7 protein-coding genes are annotated in these 12284 nt (G+C 60.2%); 1 reads left to right on the top strand and 6 read right to left on the bottom strand.

The window, feature by feature from the left end:
• Positions 1–113: 113 nt before the first annotated feature.
• A complete protein-coding gene (locus NKJ76_RS02690) occupies positions 114–1250 on the top strand; it encodes an NAD-dependent epimerase/dehydratase family protein (RefSeq protein ID WP_352536727.1) in 1137 nt (378 codons plus the stop codon).
• Between the two features lie 49 nt (positions 1251–1299).
• On the opposite strand, the gene NKJ76_RS02685 is transcribed toward NKJ76_RS02690, so the two are convergent.
• From NKJ76_RS02685 to NKJ76_RS02660, 6 genes are all read right to left on the bottom strand, one after another.
• A complete protein-coding gene (locus NKJ76_RS02685) occupies positions 1300–2505 on the bottom strand; it encodes an acyltransferase family protein (RefSeq protein ID WP_352536726.1) in 1206 nt (401 codons plus the stop codon).
• Positions 2506–2720: 215 nt separating this feature from the next.
• Positions 2721–4892, bottom strand: coding sequence for a polysaccharide biosynthesis C-terminal domain-containing protein (locus NKJ76_RS02680; RefSeq protein ID WP_352536725.1), 2172 nt, complete (start codon positions 4890–4892; stop codon positions 2721–2723).
• A 69-nt stretch (positions 4893–4961) separates the two neighbouring features.
• Positions 4962–7163 (bottom strand): GumC family protein, encoded by a 2202-nt coding sequence (locus tag NKJ76_RS02675; protein WP_352536724.1) that lies wholly within the window; start codon positions 7161–7163, stop codon positions 4962–4964.
• A gap of 1 nt (position 7164) precedes the next feature.
• On the bottom strand, positions 7165–9162 hold the full coding sequence (gene asnB / locus NKJ76_RS02670) for an asparagine synthase (glutamine-hydrolyzing) (protein WP_023741167.1): 1998 nt from the start codon (positions 9160–9162) through the stop codon (positions 7165–7167).
• 1 nt (position 9163) lies between these two features.
• A complete protein-coding gene (locus NKJ76_RS02665; protein ID WP_352536723.1) occupies positions 9164–10420 on the bottom strand; it encodes an O-antigen ligase family protein in 1257 nt (418 codons plus the stop codon).
• Positions 10420–11646, bottom strand: a complete 1227-nt coding sequence (locus NKJ76_RS02660) for a glycosyltransferase family 4 protein (protein WP_352536722.1) — start codon at positions 11644–11646, stop codon at positions 10420–10422. Before NKJ76_RS02660 ends, NKJ76_RS02665 begins: the two co-directional genes overlap by 1 nt.
• Between the last annotated feature and the right edge of the window lie 638 nt (positions 11647–12284).

Here is a 12284-nt window from a genome sequence, read left to right as displayed (position 1 = left end):
CGCATTGAGCGCGCTGTCGCGTAGATCACAAGGCCGGCGGCGCCATTTCCGATCGTTCAAGGCGCTACCGAGATAGCGCAGAACGCGGAACCTGGAAACGGGAGTGACTTGCCATGGCCGAAGCAGATTCGAAGGTCAACAAGCTGGCGGATATCGTTCACGCGCTGCAGGATGGTGCTGCGTCGAACCTTACGCACACGGGGCCGATCATCGTCACGGGCACCGCTGGGTTCATCGGATTTCATGTTGCGTCACGCCTTTTGCGGCTCGGCGCCGAGGTCATCGGCGTCGACAACTTCACGCCTTACTACGACCTGAAGCTGAAGGAGGCGCGATTTACACGGCTCTGCGCCGAGCCGAGGTTCACGCCGATGCGCTTCGACCTGGCGGACCGGTCGCTGGTGAAAGCGCTGTTCTGCGAATTCCAGCCATCGCACTTCGTGCATCTGGCCGCCCAGGCCGGGGTGCGTCATTCGCTCGTCGACCCGCATGCCTATGTGGAGTCAAACATAGTCGCATTTCTCAACGTTCTGGAGGGCTGCCGACACGCGGGCGTCAGCCATCTCGTTTATGCCTCGTCGAGCTCCGTATACGGCGCCAATCGACGCATACCCTTTTCTGAGCATCATGGTGCCAATCATCCGGTGAGCTTTTACGCCGCCACCAAGGCCGCCAACGAATGCATGGCGCATTCCTACAGCCATCTGTTCGGCTTGCCCGTAACCGGACTGCGCTTCTTCACCGTCTATGGTCCCTGGGGCAGGCCCGACATGGCAGTCTATACTTTCACCCATGCCATCGCCGAGGGCCGAACGATCGAAATCGCCAATGCCGGGCGCGTATGGCGGGATTTCACCTATATCGACGACATCGTAGAGGGGGTTGTTCGCGTGCTCGCCAAACCACCGTGTCAGGATCCCGGTTGGGACGGTCGCGCTGCCGATCCTGCCACCAGTTCGGCGCCATATAGGCTCTACAATATCGGCAATGATCGGCCGGAAGAAATCAACCATCTGATCGCGCTCATCGAGACGGCCCTTGGTCGCCGCGCCGTTCGCGTCAACGTACCTTTACCGCCAGGTGACGTCTTGGAAACCCGCGCCGACGTCAGGGACCTCCGCCGCGCCGTTGGCTTCGCACCGGCGACAACACTGGAGGACGGCGTGCAACGTTTCGTGGAATGGTATCGGGAATTCCATGCACGCCCTGTTGGACAGGTGCGACCAGCTGGCCTTCCGGCAACGGCATAGTGAGCACAACGCCGCCGTTTCCTAGGTGTGGCGGGGTCGCGGCTCGCCTTCAATCTGTCTTGGGATACGCCGGCACTGGAAGGGACCCAAGCTGCCGTCCTGTGCCGTGCCCGACCCCCAAAAGGCGCCGCGCATAGCGGGTGAGCGGCTTCTCGAACAGACGGTGGGTGATAAATGCCACGCCCAGGGTTATCGCCAAGGCCGAACCGATGAAAGCCCACGGGCCGAGCACAAAGATCAAGCCTGTACGCCAGAAAATTATGCGCATGGCGCGGATCACGAATGGATGCATGAGGTAAAGAGCGTATGACGCATCGCCAACGCCAGCGGCCCACCTCGCCGCCAGGCTGTCATGCCTCAGTTTGCCCGGCGGTGCCAGGGCAGCACTCCAAACTATTAGAGACGCCGGAATGCCATACACGACAGGGCGACCAAGGCCGGACGAGATATCGGGAAACGCCGCCGCAAGCATCAGGGCACCCAGTCCCGTTGCGGCGACACAGGCCCTGATTGGGCCGGAAGGCCGCAGGCCCGAGGCGCAAATGACCCCGATCATCGCGCCGAAAGCAAATTCGAGGATGATCGGATTGGTCCAGAAACCCCAGGGCTCTGGCAAAGGAGCCGCAAGAGCGCCCGAGAGCACCATCCCAACCAGGATCGTGAGCAGGACCGTAACTGCCCACCGCATGGGCAGCACGATCGTCGCCGTGAACAACACGTAAAACTGCATCTCATAATTGAGCGTCCAACCCAACTCGTAGACCGGCTGAACGACGCCGTCAGGGCGACTGGCCGGAACGAATAAATAGGATTCGACTACAAACCTGAAATCGACGTAGCTCTGGTTGAGAAAATTTGGGGCGGCCACCGCTACCGCAATGTAGAGCGAGGTGAGCGCCCAATATAGCGGGACAATTCGCGCGATCCGGCGGGAAATGAAGAGACGCGCGCCCCCGGGCTTTGCGAACAGCTGTCGCGACGTATGCACCATGATAAGGCCGGAAATCACGAAGAAAATATCGACTCCAGCGCTCCATGGTACCGGATTCCAGCTCTGAAAGGTGCGGCCGGCCTGTAATTCCAGGGTGGCCGCATCATGCTGGGCGTGTCGCAGCGCGACCGAACTAGCCGCGAGGGCGCGCAGGACCTGAACTTGGGTGAGGGTTTCGCGTTGGCTGCGCTCGACAGGCGTCGATCTCTCCGAGCGACGGCGCACTGCAGGCGCCGAGGCGCTCGCCATTCGGGCTTGTTCCATGGATGCTCCGCAGATTGTGAGCACACCCTGGGGCGCCTCCGAAACTGATGCATCCTTCAAATGACGGACACAGCCCGCGAAGTATCGGCTGCCCGCGCGGGTGTCCGGAACAGAGATACGCCGAAGCGTCTGTGCAGCCCTATGGCCTTTGTGCGATCCGGGCTTCGTGACTTCCTGCCCGAAGGACGGCAATCACCGTAGCCAAAACAGTGCTCTCATTTGCTTGCCCTCAAGAACCAATGCCATTGACGGGCATCGACCGCGCTCGGCCTGATCGACAGCAAGGCAAAAACCAAGCCTGGCATGATTTTCAGTCGCTTGCGGATATAGACGGCCATGGCAATGCTCCAGATGCTCAGTGCAAGTGCGACACCCACCGCAGCGCCAAGCAGGCCGTACATCGCAACTCCGGCTGCACAGGCAATGATATTGGCCACAGCACCCGCTATCATCGTCGTTGCCGCAGCCCATTCATTTCCAGTCATGGTCAGGAGATTCTGTTGGGGCCCGCACAGCGCGACAAAGACATATCCCAAAATCAGAACCCGTGCGATCGGCGCTCCCGCGCTATAACCCTCACCGAAATAGCTCAAGAACGGCTCGACGATCACCATCATCGGGACGGCCACCAGGATGGCACCGCCAGCAGAAAGCAGGGTTGCGCGCGCGAACAGCTGTTGTAGGCCTCTGCGATCGCCTCTGACGTAGAGATCGGCTGCTGTTGGCGAAAACATGGTTGCCACGGCGATACGGGACAGGCCCACGAGCATCGCGACATTCAAGGCCAGCGCGAAAATACCCGCTTCAGCAATATGGCTTGTCCAGCCCAAAACCAGGACTCCTGCCCGACTGACGAAAACATCGAGCCCGGTGATGAGCATGAGCGGGGGGACGGCAAGCCACCATTCCCTCGAGGCATAACTTGGCTTGGCGTGTCCCAGGTCGGGTGGTTCAAACCTCCTCGCGATGATGAACACCAGGGCCGCTGTGAAAGCGGAACTCACAAGCACCGCCAGCGTCACCGAGGGCGCATCCACTGTTCGAAATCCCGACAATGCCAGGAGGGCTACCAACACGAGCAGGAGCCCGTCTCGCATGATGCGCTCCGGCAACAACGCCGAGACAACGCCGCCGAAAGCACGCACAAGCGTGGCTCCGAGAGCATAGGCGGTAACCAAGGGCACAGCCATCATGCCGAGCACGATGCTTGTCTCAAGCCCTCTTTCCGTTGGATCTGAAAGGAACAGGACTGACGCAGCGCCGATCATCCCGAACAAGGTTGCCGCTATCAGCGATCTCTGCAGCGCAAATCTTATCACCCCGCGGGCCAGATCAAGCCTGCCACTGGCCCTATAGGCCGGGAGAAAACGCAACAATGATACATTAAAGCCAAGCGTTGCCAGATAGGCGAGCACTGACGTCCAAGCCTGAACGTAGGAATAGATGCCGTAGTTGTGAGGTCCGATAAGGCGTGCAATTGCCAACTGGGCAAGACTGGTCAAACCAGCGCCACCAATATAGATCAACAAGGCGAAGATGCTTGCCCAAGCGAGCCGCGATCCCATGTCCTTGTTGCGCGGCGGTGTGGTTGCTGAACCAGTTGTTACGTCTGCGCGATGAGATGGCAACTCAATTTGCTTTTCGCCGACCGCCCTATTGAAGCGCGACAATGCAGAAAGTATTTGTCTCTCAATCCGACAAATACTTTTAAAGGTCGATGGACCATCGGTGTATTCGACGGAGATGATTTCCCGGCCAGATGTTGTCAGGAGGTCATGCATCGCTTCAAAAACGGCGAACGAGCGCATGTTCACGTTCAAGTCGGCCTCGAAAATCCGTTCCGCCGGCGGCTCAAGCTCCATCCGCCTACGAAGGCGACTTTCCACGACCGCAGCTGGCACCAAGAGCCTGACGGTGAGATCGGCCGCCGGTGCGAGGCTGAGCGCCTTTTCCAGCGTTCTGGGGTTGGTGCTCCCATTGAACATCGCAAGCGAACCAATCGCTTGAACATATCCTTGATCGAAAATCGTAATTTCGGGCGATTGCTCCGCAGACTTCCAGCAACGCGAAAGGTGCAGGATGTATCGCCAGATTCGCGCGCGCCATATTCGGTTTTTTGGCGGTATCATCCTCACCATTGCAAAGGAATTGGAAATATCATCGGCTCGCCCTGCCGAAAAAAGCAATATTCTGGCTGTTGAAAATATCGCCGATACGATCCGTGATATGAACAGAAAGATTCCGAGATCATATTTGGCGGCCCTGGTGCTTGGCTTGTAGCTGAGGGCGACCTTGGCGTGATAGCCTTTCCCGCGCAGCTGCTGCGCAAGCGCATGTGCGAAGGTTGTTTTGCCGGATCCTGGAGGTCCGAAAAATTCAATGATCATCGTGTAGCTGGCTCGATTTAGGGACGCGATCGCTCCCTGGAGATTCTGTTGAAGATCGCAGACGCATCTTCAAACCCTCTCCAACAGAAGATCGGCGTTGTCTCCGAGCCTGGAGCCGGCTAGCCTCTTCAGGTTCACCCGGGTGAGCACACTCCCTACTGGAACGGTGGCGGATCCGCCGGCCCCTATTGCATCCAGAGCACCACGGGCAATGCTGCGCCTCGTCCTTGCCCAGCGAACGGCAAAAAGCACCGAATCGGCCCAGCGCTTAAGCAGCCTGGTTTCAGGCCCCCCGAGGCCCAGGGGACCGTTCATGATGACCACGTCGTAGGCCGAACGCAGCTCCTCGGTGAACTGGCATTTGTCGACGGTGGACAGAAGCGTCAGGAGATCATCGGAAGGTGCTGGAGCGGCCATGAGGTCGATACCGATTTCCGGCATCCTCGTGATTGCATCCTTCAGCACGCAACGTTCATTCACATAGTCGCCGAAGGAGTTCCGGGCCTTGTCGGTGCTGAATTCACCACGAAACCCGTTCGTGAGCCGTACATCCTTGCGATCGAGATCGAGGAAAAGCACTCTTCCTCCCAGCCGCGTTGCCGCCAGCGCCAGGCTCCATGCCAACTCGGTCTTGGCATCGTCCTGGATGCTGGACGTCACGAGAATGATATGCGGCGGCTGCCCCTTCCCCTGAGTTGGCGCCGCAGTGACGAGCAGCGAAGTCACGGCGCGGCTGAACGGCAAGTTCTGCTGGCTCAGAACCAGATGCCGTAGCTTTCTGGCGTTAAGTCCCGCAACCCTGGGAAGCAGTCCTACGCACGGGACCCCAAGCTCGGCTTCGGCTTCGGCTTCACTGCGCAAGGTTTGGTTGAAACCGTTGCGGACCAGGACAATGACCGCCCCCATGAGACCAAAGACGACCATGCCGGGGGGAATCAGGAAAATTGGCGACAATGTCATGGGGGTCGACGGCGGCCAGGCGGTCGAAAGGACCGCTACGCCTGGCGAAGGAGCGGCGATGCGACGTGTCAAGTCCTGCTGCCGGCTCAGGAGTTCGTTGTAATGCTGCGTCACGATGGCTACCCGAGGCTCAAGGGAACGCAGCCCCGAAAGTTGGCTCGCCGTGTCGGCCACGGCCGCGTCGAGCATCGCTTTGCGACTTTCAAGAGCCGTAGCCTGGGACCGGTAAACATTTGCCTCGGCAGCGATTCGGGCAACGCTTTGCTCCATTTCGCGGGCGATCGCGTTCCGCAGATCGCCGTCGGCGGCGGCACCCGACTGGCGTGTCACCAGGTCCGTCAACACGGGCGACCCGATTTCTTCAGCGATGGCCGTGACCGGGGCGCCCGCCTTGCGCAGGTCCTCAATACGGCGAAGGCGCGCTTCCGACGCGGAAAGACTGGCTTTCGATAGGAATATCTGCCGGCCGAGTTCCGCTGTCTCACTGGCTGCGTTGTTGGCCGCAGTCTGATCGACGGCGCCATGCGTGAGCCGGTATGTCTCCAGCCGATCTGTCGCTTCGACAAGATCCCTTTGTACTTGCGGAAGGCTGGCGACTATCGAATCCAGATGAACCTGATCCGATGCTCGGCTTTTTTGTACCAGATCTTGAATGTAGACTTGGGCGAACGTGTTCGCGACAAGTGCCGCACGCGCCGGACTTGGATCGGTGAACCCGATGGTGATGACGCGCGATCGCAGCTCTTGTCCGACCCTCATTCCCTTGCGTAGCGCCTTCAGCTCGGGCGCGTCCGCTGCGTCCGGATTTTCCGCCACTGTCTTATCCTGTCTCCAGGCCCTGTTCAGGAGGTCGATGAGGAACGAGCCAGCCGCGGGCGGGACGGCATTGACGACGCTCTTTCCGGTACCGTCGACTGGTTGGGCTTTGCGCAGTGCTGCCAGGACCCGACGCAGGTGGCCTTGCGAGGAGAGCATCGTCAGATGATCATCGATGTTCGATTCCAGCGAGTCCTGGGCGGATGCCACGCCACCCGAAGCACTGCTGCTCGGGGCGTCGATAATGACCTGCGTCGTTGCCTCGAACAGCACCGGGCGGGTGAAGCCTGCCAGTCCGGCCAGGATGCCGCCCAGAAGGGCCATGGCAAGCAAGAACCATTTTCGCGTCGTCAGGATGATGACGAGCTGGTGGAAGGGTGACGATTGCGTTGTCTCGCGTGGCGGCCGCATCAAGCGCAGATTGGTTTCAAGTGTCCCAGCTTCCATCTGCTTGGCGCGCGGACGCCGGGCGCGGTTGGCTATGGAACCTTCCATCTCAATCCCCTGTCAGTTCGATATGGTAAGAAGGGTGCGTGGCGACCGTCGATGGCCGCATGGCTTCGTTGCGCCACGCCTGAAACATGAGCACCGGCCACAGGTCGCGGAAATTATCTTGGCTTCCATGCAGATGATTGCGCCAGCATGCGTCGACCTTCTCACGGTCGATGACCCCGTCCCCGGAGCGGCCGATCGTGGCAATGATATCGGTTGCCCAGCCGCGCAAGGGCCCTTTCAACCAAGTCCCGACCGGAACGTCGAAACCTTGCTTGGGCCGGTCGACCAGTCGGCGTGGTACATAACGATCAAGCAGTCGGCGAAGCAACCATTTGCCCTTCCCGTTTCGGACTTTGGCACGGGCTGGCAAGCGCCAGGCGAATTCAACGACGCGATGGTCCAGGATCGGGCATCGCCCCTCGAGGCTGTTGGCCATAGTGGCTCGATCGAGCTTCACCAAAATGTCGCCCGGTAGGTAGCCTGTCATGTCGGCGAATAGGAGACGCGAGAGCAGGCCGTCGAGCTTTGTCGTGTCGGTAGGTGCTGTCGACGGCTTGCGATGAACAAGGTCGTTGGCTGAAGATTTGGTCAGTTGCAGAAGGAGTTCGTCCTCATCTCGCGCCGCGAGCAGGCGGGCAAGGCGAGCCAGGCGGTCACCGCGCAAGCCATGCCGCATATTCGATGAAAGCGGCAGATTGCCGAAGATATCTTTCTGAGAGGCTTGGGCCAGCAACCCAGCCCCCGATGCCAACAGCCGGCGAAATGACAATGGCAGCTCATGCTGCTTTGTGAGGCGGGCTGCCAGGAAGTGTCGAGAATAGCCTGCGAAGCACTCGTCGCCACCATCGCCTGAAAGCGCCACGGTTACATGTTGCCGCGCGAGCCGCGACACCAGCAGCGTCGGTATCTGCGATTCATCGGCAAACGGCTCGTCCCAAATCCGGGGCAGCTCCGGAATGACCTCAAGCGCGGCGGCCGGCGAGAGATGAAGTTCCGTATGATCGGTGCCCAGATGCCGAGCCACCGCGGCCGCATGGGGAGCTTCATCAAACCCACCTTCGCCGAACGCTATGGTGAACGTACGAACGGGGTTTCGGGACTGTGCCTGCATCAGCGCGACGACAGTCGAGCTGTCGATTCCGCCCGACAGAAAGGCGCCCAGCGGCACATCTGCAATCATTCGTTCCTTGACGGCCAGGCGGAGCAGGCTGTCGAGCTCGGTTGCGAGGTCCTCGTCGCTGGCAGCTATCGGATCGCGCTGTCCCTTGCAGGCGACATCGGCCAGCGACCACCAAGGGTGAATGCGATGCGCAAGCGAACCGGTGCCTCGGGCGTTGGCGAATTGCGCCGCAGTGACCGACAGGACTGATCCAGGTGGCAGCTTGAACACGCCCTGCCAAATGCAACGGTCATCCGGCACCCAGCCTTTGGAAACCATTGTCGTCGCCGCATCGACATCGAGTTCCGGGGTGAAGCCTGGGAAGCAAGTGATCGCCTTCAACTCCGAGGCGAAGACGAGCGCATCACGTGTCAAGGCGACATAGAGTGGCTTCTTCCCCATCCGGTCGCGGGCAAGCTGAAGCGTTCGGTTCTTCAGGTCCCACAGCCCAAAAGCAAACATGCCAGCGAAGCGCGCGAGGGCTGAATCAAGGCCCCAGCTTTCGATTGCGCACAGCATGACCTCCGTGTCGCTGGCGCCGCGGAAATGATGGCCCGCCCCTTCCAGTTCACGGCGCAGATCGCGAAAATTGTATATCTCGCCATTGAAGGTGATGACATACCGACCGCTCGCGGAGAGCATTGGCTGGCGACCCGCTTCGGACAGGTCGACGATGGCCAGTCGCCGGTGGCCGAAGGCTACTCCCCCTTCACGGCTCACCCAGAAGGCCTCACCGTCAGGTCCGCGATGACGAAGCGCCGTCGCCATCGGTCCGATGGCCCTGAGCGCACTTGCGTTGGCTGCATCGGGCGCCAACAAAATTCCGGCGATCCCACACATTCTAGCATCTCCTCTGGCGAACAATCGCGGGGATCGCTTCCGGCGTCCCAGCGGCAAGGCAGAGGGTCAGACAGAACCACACGATCGGATGGCGGATGACCAAATGCGGAGCACTGAAAACGGCGATCGATGCCACGAGCGCCACCAGAGCGTCCAGCTTCGCCCGCCAGGCGGACCACGCAGCCGAGCCGAAGATCCACATCAGGGCTAGAACCGAAATCAGGCCGCCCTGAGTGTAGAGATCCAGGATGGTGCTGTGCGCCTCGAAGGGCCGCGGCAAAAACTGTTGATTGACCACGGGCGGACTATCTAGGTGCGGGCCCGGACCCAGTCCAAGCGATCCCGATCGTGCCCCCTTCTCCAAGGCTGCATTCCAGAGGTAGAGGCGAAGCGCCGCGGTTTGGGCAGTCGCTTCCCCGCCCTTGTCTTTGGTCAGGCTCTTGGCGAAGTCTTCGGCGCTGGAGGCCTCGCTGAGGGCATAGGGCGCTATAGACAGGGCCAGCGGCAGGAAGCCAACGGCCATCAGGACGGCAAGCTGCCTTGAAAGGCTCGCCTTATTGCCGTCGCTCGTCAGCCAGGCCCGGACCCGCAGCCCGAGAAGGATCAGACAAGCCAGGACCGTGGTATAAAGGTAGGTATCGCTTTTTGTCAGCCTTCCGACGTAAACGGTGAATATGAGGCTGCATAGGGCAAGGCATCTTCCCCATTTATTGCTGGTGGTTGTGGCAAGATGCAAGGCCAGTGGACCGAGTAGGGCGCAGTAGAGCGCAAGCTGGTTCGGATTGTCGGACCATCCGCAGAAGCGGTCCCAGTACCAGGGCTCGACCCCAGCCTGATGGAGCCAGCCGAAGCCAAGCCCTACCTGAATGATGAAGCCCGCATTCGCGATAGCAACCATCCACCAGGCGATACGACGCAAACGGAAAGACGCGTTGGGCTCCGCAGCGGCCAGACAGGTGACGCACGCCAACAGCACATAGGCCAGCGTGTCGTGCAACAACGGATCCAGGAACAACGTGGTTGTCAGAAAACCGATGATGTAACCCACGCCCATGGCAAGCGCCAGGATCAGCCAGAAAAGCCCAAGCTTGGCCAGGGCCGGCGTAACCTCCAGTTGGCCGCCAGCAAGGATTCGCGTCATCGACAGCATTATCCAGAGCGTGAGGCATAGTTCGCTGTAGCCGAAGGGCAGCCCTGGGATGCTGAGTTGCGCCGCGTAGGACATCGCGACGCCGAAGGCCAGAAGCGCATCACGCATCATTGCCGCGCCTCGCCTAGTCGATGGGGGCTCGGCACCGCCTCTTCCCTCGGATTCGCCTGCGCAACTTGAACAAGCCTGCTGCGATATCTGCCACCCAGGATTGTCTTGTACAGGTCGCAATACTGGTCGATGACCCACGACAACGAGAACCGCTCCCGCACGAATCCGACGGAACGGCTGCCCATGGTCTTGCCACGGGCGGGGTCGGAAAGAAGATCGACTATCCGGGAGGCCAAGCCATCCGCATCGCGCGGCGCCACGAGATAGCCGTTCCAGCCATCCTCAACCACATCGTTGCAGCCCGGCATATTCGAGGCGACGATCGGTAATCCGGACAATCCCGCCTCCAGCAGGACACGCGGAATTCCCTCGCGATATTGCGTCGGAAATGCAAACAGATCCGCCATCCCAAGGAGGGCTGGAATGTCGCGCCTTGGCCCCAATGCGACAACGTGGGGAACATGGCGCTCGATATCGGCTCTGCTGACGGCAAACGGACCTTCGGAGTCTTGCGGGCCGACAAGTACGAAACGCGCGTTGGGCCTCTCGCGGATAACGCGAGGAACCGCCTCGATGAGGGTTGGAATCCCCTTCTGCCGCGTGAGCCGGCCGACAAATATTATGACCTGGGCTGATTGTAGGCCAAGTTCCTCGCGCATCGTGGCAGCCGAAGGACCACGATACCTTGCCATCGAGAATGCATCGGGGTCGATGCCAGAACTCCGGATCAGTCGCCCTTTGCCGCGAGCCACCAGCCGGTAGCGCTCGAAGAAGGCCTGATCATCACTATTCTGGAAGACGGTCATGGCTGTCCAACGAGACGCCACCCCCTGAAGGCCGCAAAAGAAAGGACGCAATGCCAGGGCCCGCGGCTCCCGCGACGAGAATGTCCAACCAAGCCCGTTGATGGTGCGAACGACGGGAACGTGCCCGCGCACCGCCAGTGGAGTTAGGATATTGGGCTTGGTGTCGAAACTTTGAATGATGTCCGGACGCAGTTCGGACATCAGTTCACGGATCGCGCTGACAGCACCCCATTCTGCACCGCCGCTGCCAAAGCGGTCGAACCCAAATCGGCGATGGGCAATGCCGTGGGGTGAGAAGGCGGCTCCGAGATCACTCGAAACGGCAGTGACTTGAAAACCCCTTTCGCGAAGCGCCAAAAGAAACGGGATTCTTAGTCTATGATCCTCGCCTCCAACGCAAACCAGATGCGGACTCATCCTGTCGCTCCTGGATGCGATACCAATCGCTTAAAACAGCTGACCCTATCCGCGGTTTCCATGGCCGGTTTCATCGCCCCTGAACACACAACAGCCAGTCCCACGCTAGGAGCAGGCTTTCGTGCTGTCCTCGTCTGTTTGCATGAAGCAAGCTGATCAACGATGCGGCAATGCAGCCACAATCGCTGTCACCTCGGTCAGTGAGTTGGATTCATCCGGTCTGACGGTGCAAGGACCGCACCTTCGCGTACGACACGGCGGGCCGGATATAAAAAAGGGCTGTGTTCGAAAGGTCCGCGCGCCGCGTTCAAAGCAACTTCCGCCCGCCTTCTCACGCCGGATCAACATCGCACCCCAGATGGTGTGATGACTCGCACCGCCAGTTCTCCCGACCGCTTCGTCTGGAACAGGCTTTCACCCGGTCTCTGGATATGGTCGGACCACCAGCCGCCTCTTCCCGCGGATGGGCGACCGCGTTGCCATGCTCGCCGTCATTCGGACCGGCACGCCCGCCTTTCCGTTGAACCCGGTGGGATCCAGTTCAGTGCCTCTCCGCAATTGCCAGCGGCGCGCGTCTCGCATGACCTTTTGGAGTACTGCCTTGCTCATTTTGGCGCCGAGGCTTTTCACGAGGAGCA

Source organism: Mesorhizobium sp. M0029 (assembly GCF_040323735.1).
Lineage (GTDB): Bacteria > Pseudomonadota > Alphaproteobacteria > Rhizobiales > Rhizobiaceae > Mesorhizobium.
Note: the sequence above shows the minus strand (reverse complement) of the source record. Positions and strands in the feature narration are given on the sequence as shown.

Bases quoted from the DNA above. Each gene is read 5' to 3' on its own strand.
- NKJ76_RS02680 (WP_352536725.1), bottom strand. From the start codon at position 4,892: ATGATCATTGAATTTTTCGGACCTCCAGGATCCGGCAAAACAACCTTC.
- NKJ76_RS02660 (WP_352536722.1), bottom strand. From the start codon at position 11,646: ATGAGTCCGCATCTGGTTTGCGTTGGAGGCGAGGATCATAGACTAAGA.
- NKJ76_RS02690 (WP_352536727.1), top strand. From the start codon at position 114: ATGGCCGAAGCAGATTCGAAGGTCAACAAGCTGGCGGATATCGTTCAC.
- NKJ76_RS02685 (WP_352536726.1), bottom strand. From the start codon at position 2,505: ATGGAACAAGCCCGAATGGCGAGCGCCTCGGCGCCTGCAGTGCGCCGT.
- NKJ76_RS02665 (WP_352536723.1), bottom strand. From the start codon at position 10,420: ATGCGTGATGCGCTTCTGGCCTTCGGCGTCGCGATGTCCTACGCGGCG.
- asnB (WP_023741167.1), bottom strand. From the start codon at position 9,162: ATGTGTGGGATCGCCGGAATTTTGTTGGCGCCCGATGCAGCCAACGCA.
- NKJ76_RS02675 (WP_352536724.1), bottom strand. From the start codon at position 7,163: ATGGAAGGTTCCATAGCCAACCGCGCCCGGCGTCCGCGCGCCAAGCAG.